The following is a 17,222-nucleotide window of genomic DNA, read 5'->3' on the forward strand; positions in this document are numbered from 1 at the left end:
TGCCATCTGACGGCACATTCCCTCCCAATTCCGTTGACCTATGGCCTGGCTTGCGTCACAGCTTTGGCTTCACATCACCAAAAGGATGATCCTGATGATCCCGTCCGTTCTGCCAACCTACAACCGTGCACCGCTTGAGTTCGTCAAAGGCGAAGGCGCCTGGCTGACTACGGCGGACGGGCGACGCTTTCTGGATCTGGGGTCCGGCATCGCGGTGAACGCGCTGGGCCATGCGCATCCGGCGCTGGTGGAGGCGCTGACGTCGCAGGCGCAGAACCTGTGGCACGTCTCCAACCTCTATCACATTCCGCAGCAGCAGGCGCTGGCGGACAAGCTGGTGGAACATACCTTTGCCGACACTGTGTTCTTCACCAACTCCGGCACCGAGGCCTGCGAGCTGGCGGTGAAGATGGCGCGCAAGTATTTCTACGACAAGGGCCAGCCGGAGCGGGTGGAGATCATCACCTTTGACGGCTCCTTCCATGGCCGCTCGTCTGCAGGGATTGCTGCTGCCGGCTCTGAGAAGATGACCAAGGGGTTCGGCCCGCTGCTGCCGGGTTTTGTGCATCTTACTTTTGGCGATCTGGATGGCGTGACCAATGCCGTCTCCGAGGCAACCGCCGCGATCATGATCGAGCCGGTGCAGGGCGAGGGTGGTATCCGCCCGGTTCCCGATGCGGAGCTGAAGGCGCTGCGGGCGATCTGCGATGAACATGGCCTCTTGCTGATCCTGGACGAGGTGCAATGCGGTGTGGGGCGGACCGGCAAGCTGTTTGCCCATGAATGGGCAGGCGTCAGTCCTGACATCATGATGGTGGCCAAGGGCATCGGCGGCGGCTTCCCGCTGGGCGCGGTGCTGGCGACCGAAGATGCAGCCAGCGGCATGACAGCAGGCACCCATGGCTCCACCTATGGCGGCAACCCGCTGGGCTGCGCCGTCGGCTGCGCTGTGATGGACTACGTGGCGGATGAGGCGTTCCTGGCGGAAGTGAACCGCAAGGCCGGGCTTTTGCGGCAGAAGCTGGAGGGGCTGATCGCCGATCACCCGGAGGTCTTCGAAGAGGTGCGCGGCGCCGGGCTGATGCTGGGTCTAAAGTGCAAGGCGGCCAACATCGATGTGGTAAACGCAGGCTATGACAACGACCTGATCACGGTTCCGGCTGCAGACAATGTGATCCGGCTGCTGCCGCCGTTGACCCTCACCGATGAAGACATCGCCGAGGCTGTCAGCCGCCTGGAGAAAGCCGCGGCTCAGGTCGCAGCTGCCTGATCTTCCTCTTGCCCGAAATATCCCGGGGGTCCGGGGGCAGCGCCCCCGGCCTTCGCCAGAAACAAGCGATACAGTCATGAACCATTTCCTCGACATCCACAAAACCGACCCTGCCGATCTGCGCAGCATTATCGACCAGGCCGGCGCCACCAAACAGGCGCGGTTTGGCCGCCCCAAGGCGGCTTTGGACGATGAGCTGCCGCTGAAGGACCGCATGGTTGCGCTGATCTTCGAAAAACCCTCGACCCGGACCCGGGTGTCCTTTGACGTCGGTGTGCGCCAGATGGGCGGCCAAACCATGGTGCTGAGCGGCAAGGACATGCAGCTGGGCCATGGCGAAACCATCGCCGACACCGCCCGCGTCCTCAGCCGCTACGTGGACATGATCATGATCCGCACCTTCGATGAAACGGTGCTGACCGAGATGGCAGAATACGCCGATGTGCCGGTGATCAACGGCCTCACCGACCGCACCCATCCCTGCCAGATCATGGCCGACGTGCTGACCTATGAAGAGCACCGCGGGTCGATCAAGGGCAAGAAGGTTGTTTGGGCAGGCGACGGCAATAACGTTTGCGCCTCCTTCATCCACGCGGCCGGCCAGTTCGGTTTTGACCTGACCTTCACCGGCCCGGCGCAGCTGGATCCCGAGGAGGAATTCATGGGGCTGGCGCGCAAAGCCGGATCCAAGATTGTGATCGAGCGCGATGCGGCCAAGGCGGTTGAAGGCGCCGATCTGGTGGTGGCCGACACCTGGGTGTCGATGCATGACAGCCAGTCCTCCAAGGAACGCCGGCACAACATGCTGCGCCCCTATCAGGTCAACGACGAGCTGATGGCGCATGCCAAGCCCGATGCGCTGTTCATGCACTGCCTGCCGGCCCACCGCGAGGAAGAGGTGACCAGCGCCGTGATGGACGGTCCGCAGTCGGTGATCTTTGACGAGGCGGAAAACCGTCTGCACGCGCAAAAGGCCATCATGCGCTGGTGCCTCGAGGGCTGAGCGTGGCCATCAAGCTGCTGTTGCGCGGGCTGCCCGGCGAATACGCCGTGTCGCGGCTTGCGCCCGGTGCCGCCGTGCCCGCGTGGGCCGGCGGGCCGGGGCTGGTCAATGTCACCCATGCCGAAGATGAAATCTCGGTGGTCTGCCTGGCAGAACGGGTGCCTGAAGGCACTGAAAGCTCTGCGGGCTGGGCGGCGTTTCAGGTTTCTGATCTCTATGATTTCGACGCGCCGGGCGTAGTCCTGTCCGCTGTGCGGCCCGTCTCGGAAGCCGGGCTCGGGGTCTTTGCCATCTCGACCTTCTACCGGGACTATCTGCTGGTCCGGAAAACGGAGCTGGCGGCGGCTCAAGACGCATGGCGGGCGGCTGGGCATCAGGTGAAAGTCCGGGGCTAGGCTGCTGAGTTTTGCGTGCGGGGCGGGGAGCTCTCCCGCCTGCCGCGGGCCATTCCATGGAATGGCCCTTGCCAGTTGGGCGTGGCGCCGGGCCTATGGCCCGGCGCATTGCGTCTGACGCGGCGGAAGTGCTCTGAAGCTCAGCGGCAGCGGGGATTGGGCTGGTCACCGCCGCGCGGCTCTGCAACTCTTGCGCCGGTATTCAGACGCGAGGGAATTTTCATGGACCGGACCACAGCTTTGCTGATTGTCGACATGCAGCAGGAGATGGCCAATGTGACCGCCTCCGGGCGCCAGCGGGCCAATCCGCAGGCGGAAGACAGGATTGCGGAACTGGCCGCAGCTTTCCGTGCGGCCGGGCTGCCCGTCGTGCATGTGATGCATGACGATCCGCGCCCCGAAAGCAAGTTCCGCCGTGATCTGCCCAGCGGCCAGCCAATGGCATGCGCCGCCCCGGCAGAGGGCGAGGCGGTGTTCTGGAAAACCGGCTCCTCCGGGTTCACCGGCACCGGGCTGGAGCAGCATCTGCGCCAGGACGGCATCACCCGGCTGGTGATCGCGGGCGGGGTTGCAGCCTTCTGCGTCAACTCGACAGCCCGCTCAGCGGCCAATCTGGGGTTTGGAATCCAGGTTGTGGAGGATGCGCTGATCGCCTTTGACATGCCGGCCCGGAAAGGCGGCATGCTGGATGCGGAACAGGTGCTGGAAGTGACACTGTCGGCGCTGCATGCCGGATTCGGCCCGGTGCTGCCCGCCTCGGAGGTGCTTGCGCAGCTGCCGGCTGCCGCACCGGCCTGAGCCCGGTATAGGATGCAAGGATTTGCCCTTGCCGCCTCTTGAACCGGAGCTCTTCTGCCGCCAGCTTTCTGAAGTCGGAACAGCGGAGGCCTTGCAATGGCGCAGACATCAACAAAACCGGTTGCACTGATTGTAGGGGCGGGGGCGGGGCTGTCGGCCTCCTTTGCCCGGGCGCTGGCGGGAGCGGGCTACGCGCTGCATCTCACCGCGCGCGGAACTGGCAAGCTGGAAGCACTTGCCGCCGAAACAGGTGCAGAGCTGCACCAGCTGGACGGCACCGATGCGGAGGGCATCAGCAAGCTTGTCGAGAGTTTGCCGGGTGATCTGAGGGTGGCCTGCTACAACCCTTCGGCCCGGGTGCGCGGGCCATTGACTGAACTAGACCCGGACGCCGTCCGCAAGGCGGTGGAGGTCACTGCCCATGGCGCTTTCTTGCTAGGGCAGGCGGCAGCGCGGCGGATGCTGATGCAACAGCCCGCGGAGGGGCGGCTCGGGACGATCCTTTTCACCGGCGCTTCGGCTGGGGTCAAAGGCTTTGCCCAGTCGGCGCCTTTTGCCATGGGCAAGTTTGCGCAGCGTGGGCTGGCGCAGGCAATGGCGCGGGAGCTGCATCCCAAAGGCATCCATGTGGCCTGGGTCAATATTGATGGAGGCATCCGCAATGCTTCGCGCCCCGAGCGGGTGGAGGCTGCGGACAACCCGGACAGCATGCTCGACCCGTATGCAATTGCGCAGGAGTACATGCATCTGATCAACCAGAACCGCTCAGCCTGGAGTGACGAGCTGGTTCTGCGGCCCTGGGTCGAAAGATTCTGAGCAGCCCAAAAGAAAGCCCCCGCGGCCGGATGGCGCGGGGGCTTTCTGTGTTGGGTGCAGAGCGGATCAGCCGACGATGCTGTTCAGCAGCAGGTAGATCACGGCCGACAGCAGCGCCGCTGCGGGCACGGTGATCACCCAGGCGGCGACGATGGTCATGAAGTGGCTGCGGCGCACCAGCTTGCGGCGGCGGCGTTCCTCTGGCGCAATCCGCTTGGCCTCGGGGCGGCCTGCGGCGGATTTCTTCAGGCGGCGCTCCATGTGCCATTCGCGGAAGAAGCCGACGCCGAACACCGCGCCCACCGCGATATGGGTGGAGGAGACCGGCAGGCCCAGCCAGCTGGCGACAATCACGGTGATCGCGGCCGACAGCGACACGCAGTAAGCGCGCATCGGGTTCAGCTTGGTGATCTGGCTGCCGACCATGCGGATCAGCTTGGGGCCGAACAAGAACAGGCCGAAAGAAATGCCGAAGGCGCCGATCACCATCACCCAGGTCGGGATCGCAACCTTGGAGGCAAAGTCGCCGAACTCGGTGGCATGCACGATGGCGGCCAGCGGTCCGACTGCGTTGGCAACATCATTGGCGCCATGGGCAAAGGACAGAAGGCCCGCAGAGATCACCAGCGGCAGGCCGAACAGCGCTTTCAGCGACTTGTTGCGGTTTTCCATGCCTTCGGACTGGCGCTTGATCAGCGGCGCGGTGATGACATAGGCCAGCGCACCGGCTGCGGCACCGATCAAGAGCGCGGTCTGCAGGTCGATCTTGATGATTTTCTTCAGGCCTTTGAGGGCCAGGTAGGCGCCAAAGGCCCCGGCCATGATGCCCACCAGCACCGGCACCCAGCGGCGGGCGGCGGCGATCTTGTCGTCCTGATAGATGATCTTGGCCTTGATGAAGGCCAGGAACAGAGCGGCGATCACCCCGCCCAGCACCGGCGAGATCACCCAGCTGGCGGCGATCTTGCCCATGGTGGGCCAGTTCACGGCTGCGGTGCCCGCGGCGGCAACGCCTGCGCCCAGCACGCCGCCGACCACCGAATGGGTGGTGGAGACCGGCGCGCCGACCCAGGTTGCCAGGTTCACCCACAGCGCCGAGGAGATCAGCGCCGCCATCATCGCCCAGATGAAGATGCTGCCATTGGCAACAGCGGCGGGGTCGATAATGCCTTTGGAAATGGTCGAGACCACATCGCCGCCCGCCAGGAGCGCGCCTGCGCTTTCGCAGATGGCGGCAATTACAATGGCGCCGCCCATGGTCAGCGCGTTGGCGCCCACGGCCGGCCCCATGTTGTTGGCAACGTCGTTGGCGCCGATGTTGATCGCCATATAAGCGCCGAACGCGGCGGCGGCGATCACCACCATGCTCATCGCCGAGCCGCCGAAGAAGACGCCCGCGGCGAGGCCGGCCAGCACGATGAAGGCCAGCGCGATGCCGGGCGCCACCAGCGGGCGGGAGACATAGGCTGTGGCCAGTTCAAGCTGGGAGATCCGGTTCAGATCCTTGTCCAGCGTGTTCCATTGGGTGCGCTGCGGTGCATCGCTCATCGTCGCATTCCTGATTCCGAGGTCTGCGCACGCGCCTAACGCCGCTCGGGTAGCGGTTCAAGCGTTTGACATAAAAATGTCACATAACTTTTACAATTGGCGAAGCACGTCCTGTAGCTGCGGCTCATGCACCAGGGTTGCAGCCTGTTCCGGGCGCATCCACTGCCGCGTGCGCTCGGCGGACTCCGGGTAGTCGTCCGAGAGCTGTTCCACTTCGGCGGCAAAAATCAGCGTGGTCACCGGCTCATCGGCGCCGTTATCGCGGCGCTTGATGTAGTTGTATTCGCCAATCGGCTTTTGCGAGATGCTGGCCTTTTTGACGCCGGCTTCTTCCCAGGCCTCCTGCAGAGCAGAATCCGGACCGTCCTTACCCTCGATCGGCCAGCCCTTGGGGATGATCCAGCGGCCGGTGCCGCGGCTGGTGACCATCAGCACCTCCTTGCCATCGGCGCAGGTGCGGTAGCACAGCGCAGCAACTTGCAGGCGGTTCGGTCTCTTCAGCATCGGCCTGAGGATTTCCTCCCAGGCGCGGGTCAGGGTGCGGGTCATGTCTGCTCAGCCTTTGATGTTGGGTTGGCCCCGTTTTCTGTGTGAATCTGTGGGAAAGTAAGTGTGCTTGCCCGGAATTTCAAGGTTGCCGTCCGGGTTGTGCCGGAATGGGGCGCCGCCGCGGACCGTTTCAGCGCACAGGTTCCGGATCCGGCCAGTATAGCAAGGGAAAGTGAAGGGGCGCTTAAGCCGGAGCGTGCCCCCTGTGCCGGAGCCAGGGAGGGCTCCCGCCGGCGGGTTTGCGCATCAATGATACGCCGCCCGCCGTTGGGCCGCGCAGCGCGCCTGCGGCGCGCTGCGCCCCGCTTACTTGCGCCGTTTCGCTCTCAGGGTCGGGTCTTCCTGGGTGGGATCTTCGGGCCAGGGGTGCTTGGGGTATTGCGCGCGCATATCCTTGCGCACGTCGGCATAGGAGCCGGCCCAGAAGCCGGGCAGGTCGCGGGTGATCTGGATCGGGCGCTGGGCGGGAGACAGGAGGGTGATCTTCAACGGCACACCGCCGACGGAGGGATGGCGGCTGACGCCGAACAGCTCCTGCAGGCGGACGGCGATCTCCGGCACTTCCAGCGCATAGTCGATCGGGATCTTGCGGCCTAGTGGAGTAACAAAGCTGCCCGGCGCTTCGCGGTCCAGAAGCTGGGTCTGCTCCCAGCTGAGTGCGGCTGTGAGCGCGGGCAAAGGGTCGAAGCGTTTCCAGTCCTCCGCGGATCTCACGCCATCCAGCATCGGCAGCAGCCAGTCTTCCAGCCGTTCTGTCAGTCCCGGAATGGAGAAGTCCGGCAGATCATGGCCTTCCGCCCGTACCAGCTCAACCCGCGAGGCCAACCGGGCTGCAGCGCCGCTCAGCCGCAGGCCCAGGTCCCGGACGCCCTCCAGCATGGCTTCCGCCACCGCATCACCGGGGACATCTTTCCAGATCCGGTCGTCCAGTGCGATGGCGCCAAGCCGCTCCTGCTGGCGTGCCACCACCCGGCGGTCGCGTTTGGACCACGCACAGGTGTCGTGCCAGGCGATCTGGTCCGCGAACAGCGCGCGGATTTCGCCCTGGGAGATCTGCGCGGCCATGCGGATCTTTGCCTCGCGCGGGTTGCCATCAGTGTCCAGCGCCACGATGAAGGGCGCGCCTGCCAGCATGTCGCCGCCTTCCAGCACCGCGCCCTTGCCGCCCGACAGCACAAACCTTGGCGTATCGCCCTTTCGCCGCTGGCCGATGCGGTCGGGGTAGGCAAGCGCTGCCATCGCGGCAGCCGGCAGGCCCGCGTCGCGGCGGCCCGCCTGTTTCTCCAGGCGCCGGGCCTCGCTTTTGATCCGCTCCACCACGGGGCGGTTCAACTGATAGGGGCGGGAGCGTTCAAACCCTTTAGGGTCCTTCAGGGCTTGCAGCCGCAAGGACAGATCCGAAGGTGCGCCGCGCAGCGGGTCGCGTTCGCCCAGAAGCGCAGCCAAAGGCGCCGCAGATGGACCACCCGTCAGCAGCATATGGCCAAGACGCGGGTGCAAAGGCAGAGCGGACAGCGCTTTTCCGTGCTCTGTGATCCGCCCCTGCGCATCGAGCCCGCCCAGCATGCGCAAGAGCGCCTGCGCCTCAGCCATAGCGCCCGCAGGCGGCTGGGTCAGGAAGGAGAGGTCCTCCGGCGAAGCGCCCCACAGCGCCAGCTCCAGCGCCAGGCCGGTGAGGTCGGCGCTTTCGATCTCTGCTGGAGGAAAACCCATCAGCGCGCCTTCTTCGCCCTTGGTCCACAGCCGGTAGCAGATGCCCTCAGACACGCGGCCGGCACGGCCCTGGCGCTGGGTCGCCTCGGCGCGGGTGACTTTCTCAGTCACTAGCCTTGACATGCCGGAGCCGGGATCAAACCGTGCGCGCCGGGCCTGGCCCATATCCACAACAACACGGATGTCCTGAATGGTCAGCGAGGTCTCGGCAATCGAGGTGGCCAGCACCACCTTGCGGCCTTGCGGCTCGGGCTGGATCGCGGCGCGCTGCTCGGCAAAGGGCAGGGCGCCGAACAAGGGCCGGATATGGCAGTGGGCTGGCAGGCGTTTTTCCAGCGCGCCGGCGGTGCGGCGAATTTCGCCCTCGCCGGGCAGGAACACCAGAATGCCGCCGCCGGTGGCCTTGGTGTCCCGCTCGGCCTGCACGACCAGATCGGCCAGTGCATCCAGGCGTCGGGCTTGCGCAGGCAGGGGCTTCTCCAGCCAGCGGGTCCCGACCGGAAAGCTGCGGCCTTCGGAGGTCACCATCGGCGCCTCCATCAGCGCCGCCACCGGTCCTGCGTCCAGTGTCGCCGACATCGCCAGCAGGATCAGGTCGTCGCGCAGGGCGCCGGCGACCTCCAGGCACAGGGCCAGGCCGAGATCGGCGTTCAGCGAACGTTCGTGGAATTCGTCAAAGATCACCGCCCCGACGCCGGGCAGGTCCGGATCGGATTGCAGCATCCGGGTCAGGATGCCTTCGGTCACCACTTCGATTTTGGTTGCCTTGGAGACCTTGGCATCGCCGCGCACCCGGTAGCCGACGGTCTGCCCGGCTTTCTCACCCAGAGTCTCCGCCATCCGTTCTGCCGCGGCACGGGCGGCCAGGCGGCGGGGCTCCAGCATCACGATACGGCCCTGGGTCAGCCCGGCCTCCAGCATCGCCAAGGGAACCCGTGTGGTCTTGCCTGCGCCCGGCGGCGCCTGCAGCACGGCGCGGCTGCAGGTGCGCAGCGCATCCAGCAATTCGGGGAGGGCGTCTTCGATCGGCAATCTGGTCATGACCCGCCTTATCGCCAAAGGCGGCGGCAAGGTCTAGCCGGGCAATGTGCTGCGCTGATTGCGCAAACCAGCCGGGCCGTGGCGCTTTTGCCGCGTTTTCCAGAGCCCCGCCTCCTGTAGAGTGCGCGGCGCAAGGCGGACCGCGCAGCTGGCTCTGGACATTTCCGGCAGGCTTGCGCCAAGGTCCGCCCATCACGACAGGAAGGCGCGCATGGATACCGAACAGCTGAGCGAAAAGATCTTGACCGGAGACCGCAGGGCCCTGGCCCGCGCCATCACCCTGGTGGAAAGCGGCCGCGAGGATCACCGCGCCAAGGCGGGCGAACTGCTGTCGATGCTGGCCAAGCACAAGCGCCAGTCGCTGCGTATCGGCCTGTCGGGCACGCCCGGGGTGGGCAAATCCACCTTCATCGAAAGCTTCGGCATGCTGCTCACCAGCCTCGGCCTGCGGGTGGCAGTGCTGGCGGTGGACCCGAGCTCGGCGCGTTCCGGCGGCTCGATCCTGGGCGATAAGACCCGGATGGAGCGCCTCAGCCGCGAGAAGAACGCCTTTATCCGTCCCTCGCCGAGCCAAAGCCACCTGGGCGGCGTCGCCCGCCGCTCGCGCGAGGCGGTTGCCCTGTGCGAGGCGGCCGGGTTCGACGTGGTGCTGATCGAAACCGTCGGCGTTGGACAGTCGGAAACCGTGGTGGCCGAGATGTCGGACCTGTTCCTGCTGCTGCTGGCGCCTGCGGGCGGCGATGAGCTTCAGGGGGTGAAGCGCGGCATCATGGAGATGGCCGACCTCATCCTGGTGAACAAGGCCGATGGCGCGCTGAAGCCCGTCGCAACCCGTACCTGTGCCGACTATGCGGGCGCTTTGCGGCTGCTGCGCAAGCGGCAGCAGGACCCCGAGGATTTTCCCAAGGCGCTGATGGTCTCGGCTGTCGAGGAGCACGGGCTTGAGCAGGCTTGGGAGGAAATGCAGGCGCTGACCGCGTGGCGCAAGGAAAACGGCCATTGGGAGCGCCGCCGCTCCGATCAGTCCTGCTACTGGTTTGATCAGGAAGTGCGCCAGGCGCTGCTGGCGCGGCTGCATACGGCAGGCGCCCAGGCCGCGATGGCGGAGCTGTCCACCCTGGTGGCCGCGGGGGCATTGACCCCGGCGGCAGCGGCAGAACAGATGCTGCAGGACCATCTGAAAGGCTGAGGCGCATGCAGGAAACCCGGGTGTTTGACGGCGACAAGCTGCGCGCCTCGCTGTTCAACCCGGGCGCTGACCGCCTGTTTGTGACCTTCCGCCAGCGGGTGGCCGTGGCCGGAGAGTTCGAAGACCGCGGCCCGGTCCGCAATATGACCGGGCACGGCTATGCTCATCTGCATATCCAGCCCCGCAACAATGACTGGTATATCAACAGCGAGACCAAAGCGCTGTCACGCAGCCTGAAGGCGCTGACCAAAGGCTATGCGGACGTCTCCGCCATGGGCTTCTCCATGGGTGGATACGCGGCGTTGCGGTTTTCGGCAGCGCTGCATTTGAAGCGGCTGATTGCGGTGTCGCCGCAATACACCATTGCCAAAGGCGCGGTGCCGCATGACCGGCGCCGCAAGGAGGCGGCTGCGTTTGACGCGGCGCTGGGCGATCTGGTGCGCTATGGCCGCCATGATGTGCAGGGGGTGGTGCTGTTTGACCCGTTCCGCAAGATGGACCTGAACCATGCGCTGTACATCCAGGCAGTGTTTTCGGACCTCCAGCTGTGCCGCCTGTCCTGCGGCGGCCACCCGGCCAGCCAGGTAATCCGCGAGGGCGGCAGTTTCTGGGACCTGCAGACGCTGCTGCGCGACGGGCCGCTGACCGCGGGGCGGGTGCTGGCCTTGCACCGGCAGCGGCGGCGGCTGTCGCGCACCTATTGGCAGAAGCTGGCACGGGTGGCCCGCCAGCGCGGCAGGCCGCATCTGGGAGCCGCAGCAGATAGCGGCCTGCAGAGGCTTGCGGCGGCTCAGGAAAAGGGGCAGTAAGGCCCGCAAGAAAGCTGAGTTGAATCACTTGACGCTGTTGCCGGTTGAGCGTAAGAGCAGCGGACCAGTTTTCGGGCGCAGCCAATGGCGGCGCCCCTTGTGATTTGGCCTGGTTCTGCCCAGGCCTCCAGAAACGAAGGATGATGATATGTCGCGCCGTTGCGAACTGACCGGAAAAGGCCCGATGACTGGCAACAATGTCAGCCACGCCAACAACAAAACCAAACGCCGCTTTCTGCCCAACCTGAACGACGTGACTCTGCAGTCCGAAGTTCTGGGCCGCGGCATCAAGCTGCGCATCTCCGCAGCCGCTCTGCGTTCCGTCGACCACCGTGGCGGCCTGGACGCGTTCCTGGCCAAAGCCAAGGACGAAGAGCTGTCGGCCACCGCGCTGAAAGTGAAGAAAGAGATCGCCAAGGCGCAAGCTGCTCAGGCGTAATCTTCTCACCGGATTGATTAGCGGACACCGCGCAGAGGAAACTCTGCGCGGTGTTTGCGTTTGCACAACATGCCGCGGCGAAGGCTCTTGCAGCCGCTGCAGGGCGCGGGCATATCTGGCACCGATGAGAACCGCCCTTCGCAGATATCTTGGCCTAATCCTGGCCCTGGCTGTTGCGCTGACCGCGCATAACGCCGCGGCCTTGCAGGGCAGCCGCGATGCGGCCGGGCAGATGGTGATCTGCACCGGCACCGGTCCGGTGGTTGTCTATGTGGACAGCGAGGGCCAGCCCACCAAGCCGCCGCACAACTGCCCGGATTGCGTGATGCACCTGCTGGATGCGGTTGCGCCTTCACCGGCGGCGGCAGCCCCGCTGCCTGCAGGGCATCGCGGGGCGTCTGTGTCTGAGACTGCCCGGGGCCGGGCGCAGCAGATTTTGCGGGCCACCGCCCGGGGGCCGCCGGCGGCTGGCTGACCTTCCAGTTCTGAACCCCCTCAAAATCTGACATTCTCAATCAAGGGAGACATGTGATGTCCCTGAAATCCGTTGTTCTGGCAGCCGCTGCTGCCGCCGCCTTTGCCACCTCCGCCTTTGCCGGTGATGCCCGGAAGATCATGGTGCATGACCCATACGCACGGGTCTCTTCCCCCACTGCCAAGGCCGGGGCTGCTTTCATGGAAATCATGAACCATACCGGTGAAGACGACCGGCTGATCGATGTGCGCTCGGACGCGGCGGCGCGGGTGCAGCTGCACACCCACCAGGAAGACGCAAACGGCGTCATGAAGATGATGCATGTGGAAGAGGGCTTTGCCGTGCCCGCAGGCGCCGCTCACATGCTGAAGCGCGGCGGCGACCATGTGATGTTCATGGGCCTGACCCAAGGTCTGAACCACGGCGATGTGGTGAAAGTGACTCTGGTGTTCGAGAAAGCCGGCGAGATCGAGATCGAAGTGCCGGTGGATCTGGAGCGCAAGGCTGAAGCGCACGGCGATCACTCCGGCCACTCCAACTAATCCCGGGACAGGGGCAGGGCGGGCGCGGCGTCAGGCTGCACTGCAGCCCTCCTTCGCGCCCAAAGCCCGCCCTTGCGGCGGGCTTTTTGCCGCCTGGGTCTAGCGGAGCAGCTCAGCCGCCCAGGTCGGCACGGTCTCGCTGGCCGGGCCAAAGCGGCGCTCGGCAAAGCGGGAGGCGGTGGCGGAGGGCTCCAGGTTTAGTTCCACCGTATGGGCTCCGGCAAGATGCGCCTCGTCGACAAAGGCCGCGGCCGGGTAAACCTCGCCCGAGGTGCCGATGGCGGCAAACAGATCTGCCGCGGCCAGGTGCGCGTATATCTCCTCCATGAAATACGGCATCTCGCCGAACCAGACCACATCGGGCCGCCCCTCAGGCGCGGCACAGGCGGGGCAGGGCTGGCCAGGCTGCATTTCCGCAGGCGCCACCCAGCGGTGGCCGCAAGCGGCACAGAGTGCGTCTGCCAGCGTCCCATGCATATGCAGCACCCGGGACGCGCCGCCCGCCTCATGCAGCCCGTCGACATTCTGGGTCACGATCACCACTTCGCCCGGATGTTCCGCCTGCAGCCGTGCCAGCGCCTGATGCGCGGCATTGGGCAGCGCCCCGGCTGCCTGCGCCCGCCGCGCATTGTAGAACCCGTGCACCAGGCTTGGATCGCGCGCAAACCCCTCGGGTGTTGCCACATCCTCGATCCGGTGCTGCGCCCAAAGCCCGCCTTCGTCGCGGAAGGTGCCGAGCCCGCTTTCGGCAGAAATGCCCGCGCCGGTCAGGATGACAATCTTCTGCGCACTCTTCCCCATCGCCCTGGAACCTCCTATCACTGCCCCTGTCCAGCAGGAGCCATGACCCAATGCCTACCCGTATTCTGTTTGTCTGCCTAGGAAACATCTGCCGCTCGCCGGCCGCCGAAGGCGTGTTCCGCGCGCTCTGCCCGGAAGCGGAGACCGACAGCGCAGGCACTGCCTCCTATCACGTGGGAGAGCCGCCCTACGGCCCGATGCAGGCCGCAGCACGGGCGCGCGGGCTGGACATCTCGGACCTGCGCGCGCGGCAGTTCCGCCGCGGTGATTTTGACGCATTCGACCTGATCATCGCGATGGATGCCAGCAATCTGGAGAATATCGAGGCGCTGCGTCCCGCAGGCAGCGAAACTCCGGTGCGGCTATTCACAGACTACGCGCCGGAATCAGGCGCGGACCACGTGCCGGATCCCTATTACACCCGCGATTTCGAAGGCTGCCTGGATCTGATTGAAGTCGCCGCAAGCGGGCTGAAATCAGCGCTCTGACTTAATCCGCGATCACCCGGAAACCGCCCGCCAGAAACGGCATCTGCTGCACCGCCGGGTCGATCATCTGGGTCTGAACCAGGCGGCGGACGGTTTCTGCCACATCGCGCGGCACCCGGTCGGCCCAATCCGCGGCGGTGAACAGAGAGATCGTCCGCGACATCTCGCCAAAGGGCAGCGGGAAGGCGTCGATCTGATCGTGGAAGCGCCCCGCCCGCATGTAACCTAGCGGCGTGGTGACGGCCCAGCCGATCCGCCGCGCCACCATCGCCATCAGCGCCAGATGCGAGCCGACCTCGAACCGGTCTTCGAACTCCAGTTTCTGGCGCGCCAAAAGCCCCTCGATCTGCTGCGAGATCAGCTGCTCCCGGGCATAGCGCAGGAAGGGCAAGTCGCGCAGCTGCCCGGCCGCCTGCGCCGCATCGCTCACGGCGCCCTTAGGGGCCACCAGGATAAAGGGATCCTGCACCAGCGGGTATTCCACCAGCCCTTCGTGAAGTTCGCCGGTGGTGGCGGCCACCGCGATATGCAGCTCGCGCGCCTCCATGGCGCGCACGATGTCATGGCTGGAAGCGGTGATCATCTTGAACCGGCACTGGGTGAGGCTGTCAGCCAGGATGGTGGCCAGCCGCGGCGTCAGGTCATTGTCGAAATCATCAATCAGCCCGATCGAGAGCGCCTGCAGGTGGGTCAGGTCCATCACCGTCAGCTCGCTCTGGGCCAGCCGCAGCTCGCCCAGCACCGCCTCGGTGCGGGCCAGAAAACTGCGCCCGGCCGGCGTCAGCACCATCGGGCGGCGGCCGTGGTCGATCAGCTCGCTGTCCAGCGCCTTCTCCAGGTTGCGCATCTGCTGGCTGACCGCAGGCTGGCTGAGCCCGGTCATCTCCGCCGCCTGGGCCACCGATCCGGTCTTGGCCAGAGCCTCAAATACTTCCAGCCCGCGCAGGGTAACGCCCTTGATCAACATCTGAACTGCTCCAATAGCTTAGGCCGTATGTTCCGTGTTGCGCCACCCCGGTCAAGAGGGGCGGGGCTCCGGTTTTCCCGCCTTGCGAAAATGCCGCAGCACAGATGCATCAAAACAGGAAAAGGCGCCCGTCAGGACGCCTTTTGCAGAGCTGTTTGAGCGTGGGCTCAGCCGCAGGTGCGGGCGGCGCGGTCGCCGAACAGCTTGTAGCGCTCCCACAGCCGCTCGTCGCTGCGGTTGTCGGACTGGCGTACCACCTGTGCTTGATGCGGGTCGGCAAACCATTTCGAGACGGTCTTGCGTTCGGACCGTGTCAGGCTGCGGTTGGCCACTTTCTGGATGCAGTTGCACAAGGAGGGAGTGGCGGCATTGCGGTCCGACTGGCGGCAAGCGCGCTCAATCGCGCCGGCCTCTGCCTGAACCGGTGCCATCAGCCCTAGGGTTCCGGCGCAGAGCGCCGCGGTGAGGAGGAGTTTCATCTGGCTCGAGCCCCGTATTTTACAGAGCGGGTCTGATGCCCGCGGAACTGTCCGCACTATGACGCAAGCGGCGAGGCGTTTCAATCTTGGTAAACGGGGTGTTCACGCCGGCTGGAGCGCCGCAGCCGCGGCCCTCCAGCCTTGCGGTTTTCAGGCCTGGTTCGGCCCGCGCATCGCGCGCACGGCCTGGCGCACGGCTTTCCAGTCCGCGGCTTCATCGTCCTTGCCGGCCTCTTCGCAGGCCCTCATCTTCTGAGCGGCCTCCGCTTCGGCCTTGTCGCCATGCGCGGCATAAAGCGCGCGGGCATATTCACTGGCTTTGATGGCATCCATACGGGTCGTCCTCCTTAGCTCATGGCTCTTGCCAGAGGTCTGCGCGTTTCACGGAATGAGGGGAGTATAGCGCATTTCGAAGGCCTGCGCAGGCAGAGGGGAGAATTTGAAGCGTTTGGGGCAAATCGCGAAGGGCAGTGCCTGACCTTGGGGAGGCGCAATCGCGCTTTCCCGTGTGGAGTGAGGTAGCCTCCCGGAAACCATCCGGGGGATGGTTTCTCTTTCGAGCGGGCGGAGCCCAATCAGGCGCGGCGGTGCTGGTGCAGAACTGAGGGGGCGGCTGACCTTGGGAAGGTGCAAATGCGCCTTCCCGTGGGGAAGGTCAGGCGCGGCCCGTCCTCTCGGACGGGCGGGGCTAGATTTCCAGAGTGCTCTTTGCCGCTGCCGTTGAGCGTGCGGGTGCGGCTTCAGAAGGTGAAGATACCTCACCAAAAATCATGTCGCGATAGCGGGAAATGTTCTCAAGGCGCTGCTGTGTGCCTTCTGTGTCTCCGCTCACGAACCACAGGCCGGTGCAAAGAGCCGCATACAGTTTCCAATCGCCTAGGCTTGTGCCCAGTTGTTTCTTGAAGGCATCGGAGAAAGCCGAGGGTTTAGCGGCGCACGCTTTCTGAAGTTCGTTCTCCAGCTCAGCAACTTTTGCGTTCAACCGCCCTATTTCGGCCCGAAGCTGATCTTCCGTTTCGCTCGCAATCGCACCGCTGCTCGGTGCGTCCTGAATGGTGGCGTTCACTGCGAGCAGCAAAGCAGGCAATGAAGCTAGCGGTTCCAGAGCTTCAGGGAGTGCATTGGCGCCAGTTTCCGTGTGAAAGCGTTCAATGCTCTGAGTAACTTGCGCTGCTAGACCTAGCAGGCTTGCGGAGGTAACAACCCGGTTTTCGATCAAGTGGCTTACGGATTTGGGTTCGTGCTTGGGGAACCGTTCCTTGACTGTTGACGAAGCACTAAATTCAGCCCTGATGCGTTCGATCTCGGCAGCGACGGCTTCGGGGCCAGCGTTCCAGATCGCGTCGTCGATCAGTGCAACGCGGCTCTGAAGTTCCCAGTCGAGTGGTTCGCCGTCTAAGAAACCTTGGTACCAATCAATCCAGAAACGCCACTTAGGTAAGCTGGCCTTAGCGCGCCGGAAGTTCTCCCAAGCATGCAAAGGCTTCTTGCTTACTTCGTGCTCTGGCCACAATGGTGCTCGAAGCCTTTCTGCTGTCGAAAGAAAAGTCTCCTTGCACACGATTGAGATTACCTGTCTACGAACTGATTTAGCCGCTTCAACTGGAGTACCCAGTAACGCAATAGACTCCGAAGCGGAGCTAATTGCGCGCATTGAAGAGGTCGAGAAAGGTTCATGGCACGAAAAAGTTGCCTCCGCGGCAAACCTGGCTGCGTACGTCGCAGAGTTCATGCTATTCAGAACCGCATGTTGGAGGCTAGCTATATCCGACGTAATTGCCGCCGACCGAGCGTATGTAAGGCATATTTCCTCGCATGCTGCTTTAACTGCTTCTGCGGCTCTAGTGTGCCTAGGTGAGAGAACTGTCCTGTTCGCAGCTGTCGTAATCGACATTATTGC

Annotated in this window: 19 protein-coding genes; 11 read left to right on the plus strand and 8 right to left on the minus strand. The window is 64.7% G+C overall.

Going from position 1 to position 17,222, the window contains the following annotated elements; translation table 11 throughout:
* Positions 1–94 precede the first annotated feature (94 nt).
* The 5 genes from RA19_RS03490 to RA19_RS03510 all read left to right on the plus strand — a co-directional run bounded on the left by RA19_RS03490 (position 95) and on the right by RA19_RS03510 (position 4,282).
* Positions 95–1,270: an aspartate aminotransferase family protein gene (locus RA19_RS03490; protein ID WP_039159695.1), complete on the plus strand. Its 1,176-nt coding sequence runs from the start codon at positions 95–97 to the stop codon at positions 1,268–1,270.
* 76 nt (positions 1,271–1,346) lie between these two features.
* Positions 1,347–2,273, plus strand: coding sequence for an ornithine carbamoyltransferase (argF, locus tag RA19_RS03495; protein WP_039159584.1), 927 nt, complete (start codon positions 1,347–1,349; stop codon positions 2,271–2,273).
* Positions 2,274–2,275: 2 nt separating this feature from the next.
* Entirely contained in the window at positions 2,276–2,668 is a 393-nt protein-coding gene (locus RA19_RS03500) for an ACT domain-containing protein (protein WP_039159586.1), read from the plus strand.
* Positions 2,669–2,890: 222 nt separating this feature from the next.
* Entirely contained in the window at positions 2,891–3,466 is a 576-nt protein-coding gene (locus RA19_RS03505; protein ID WP_039159588.1) for an isochorismatase family protein, read from the plus strand.
* Between the two features lie 96 nt (positions 3,467–3,562).
* Complete coding sequence (locus RA19_RS03510; RefSeq protein WP_039159589.1) at positions 3,563–4,282, plus strand: SDR family NAD(P)-dependent oxidoreductase; 720 nt, start codon at positions 3,563–3,565, stop codon at positions 4,280–4,282.
* Positions 4,283–4,348: 66 nt separating this feature from the next.
* Here the strand turns inward: RA19_RS03510 and RA19_RS03515 are convergent, their stop codons facing one another.
* The 3 genes from RA19_RS03515 to hrpB all read right to left on the minus strand — a co-directional run bounded on the left by RA19_RS03515 (position 4,349) and on the right by hrpB (position 9,133).
* A complete protein-coding gene (locus RA19_RS03515) occupies positions 4,349–5,830 on the minus strand; it encodes an inorganic phosphate transporter (protein ID WP_039159590.1) in 1,482 nt (493 codons plus the stop codon).
* Positions 5,831–5,920: 90 nt separating this feature from the next.
* Entirely contained in the window at positions 5,921–6,379 is a 459-nt protein-coding gene (locus tag RA19_RS03520) for an NUDIX hydrolase (protein WP_039159592.1), read from the minus strand.
* 306 nt (positions 6,380–6,685) lie between these two features.
* Positions 6,686–9,133 carry an ATP-dependent helicase HrpB gene (hrpB, locus tag RA19_RS03525; RefSeq protein WP_039159594.1) on the minus strand — a complete coding sequence of 816 codons (2,448 nt, stop codon included), beginning with the start codon at positions 9,131–9,133 and terminating at the stop codon, positions 6,686–6,688.
* Positions 9,134–9,344: 211 nt separating this feature from the next.
* Between hrpB and meaB the strand changes: the two genes are divergently transcribed.
* The 5 genes from meaB to RA19_RS03550 all read left to right on the plus strand — a co-directional run bounded on the left by meaB (position 9,345) and on the right by RA19_RS03550 (position 12,587).
* Positions 9,345–10,322 carry a methylmalonyl Co-A mutase-associated GTPase MeaB gene (gene meaB, locus RA19_RS03530; RefSeq protein ID WP_052261629.1) on the plus strand — a complete coding sequence of 326 codons (978 nt, stop codon included), beginning with the start codon at positions 9,345–9,347 and terminating at the stop codon, positions 10,320–10,322.
* Between the two features lie 5 nt (positions 10,323–10,327).
* A complete protein-coding gene (locus tag RA19_RS03535; protein WP_039159596.1) occupies positions 10,328–11,131 on the plus strand; it encodes a hypothetical protein in 804 nt (267 codons plus the stop codon).
* 148 nt (positions 11,132–11,279) lie between these two features.
* Entirely contained in the window at positions 11,280–11,570 is a 291-nt protein-coding gene (gene rpmB, locus RA19_RS03540; protein ID WP_039159598.1) for a 50S ribosomal protein L28, read from the plus strand.
* Between the two features lie 124 nt (positions 11,571–11,694).
* Positions 11,695–12,045, plus strand: a complete 351-nt coding sequence (locus tag RA19_RS26865) for a DUF2946 family protein (RefSeq protein ID WP_039159600.1) — start codon at positions 11,695–11,697, stop codon at positions 12,043–12,045.
* A gap of 56 nt (positions 12,046–12,101) precedes the next feature.
* Positions 12,102–12,587, plus strand: a complete 486-nt coding sequence (locus RA19_RS03550; protein WP_039159603.1) for a copper chaperone PCu(A)C — start codon at positions 12,102–12,104, stop codon at positions 12,585–12,587.
* Positions 12,588–12,686: 99 nt separating this feature from the next.
* On the opposite strand, the gene RA19_RS03555 is transcribed toward RA19_RS03550, so the two are convergent.
* Positions 12,687–13,388: an NAD-dependent deacylase gene (locus tag RA19_RS03555; protein ID WP_039159605.1), complete on the minus strand. Its 702-nt coding sequence runs from the start codon at positions 13,386–13,388 to the stop codon at positions 12,687–12,689.
* Positions 13,389–13,438: 50 nt separating this feature from the next.
* Here RA19_RS03555 and RA19_RS03560 point away from each other — a divergent pair, with 50 nt between their 5' ends.
* Entirely contained in the window at positions 13,439–13,876 is a 438-nt protein-coding gene (locus tag RA19_RS03560; RefSeq protein WP_039159606.1) for a low molecular weight protein-tyrosine-phosphatase, read from the plus strand.
* Position 13,877: 1 nt separating this feature from the next.
* Here the strand turns inward: RA19_RS03560 and RA19_RS03565 are convergent, their stop codons facing one another.
* The 4 genes from RA19_RS03565 to RA19_RS03580 all read right to left on the minus strand — a co-directional run bounded on the left by RA19_RS03565 (position 13,878) and on the right by RA19_RS03580 (position 16,976).
* Positions 13,878–14,843 (minus strand): LysR family transcriptional regulator, encoded by a 966-nt coding sequence (locus RA19_RS03565; RefSeq protein ID WP_039159610.1) that lies wholly within the window; start codon positions 14,841–14,843, stop codon positions 13,878–13,880.
* 167 nt (positions 14,844–15,010) lie between these two features.
* Positions 15,011–15,322, minus strand: a complete 312-nt coding sequence (locus RA19_RS03570; RefSeq protein ID WP_039159612.1) for a hypothetical protein — start codon at positions 15,320–15,322, stop codon at positions 15,011–15,013.
* 150 nt (positions 15,323–15,472) lie between these two features.
* Positions 15,473–15,655: a hypothetical protein gene (locus RA19_RS03575; protein ID WP_039132816.1), complete on the minus strand. Its 183-nt coding sequence runs from the start codon at positions 15,653–15,655 to the stop codon at positions 15,473–15,475.
* A gap of 355 nt (positions 15,656–16,010) precedes the next feature.
* Positions 16,011–16,976 carry a hypothetical protein gene (locus RA19_RS03580; RefSeq protein ID WP_152615671.1) on the minus strand — a complete coding sequence of 322 codons (966 nt, stop codon included), beginning with the start codon at positions 16,974–16,976 and terminating at the stop codon, positions 16,011–16,013.
* Positions 16,977–17,222: the final 246 nt, after the last annotated feature.

It is taken from the genome of Leisingera sp. ANG-M1 (assembly GCF_000813745.1).
Lineage (GTDB): Bacteria > Pseudomonadota > Alphaproteobacteria > Rhodobacterales > Rhodobacteraceae > Leisingera.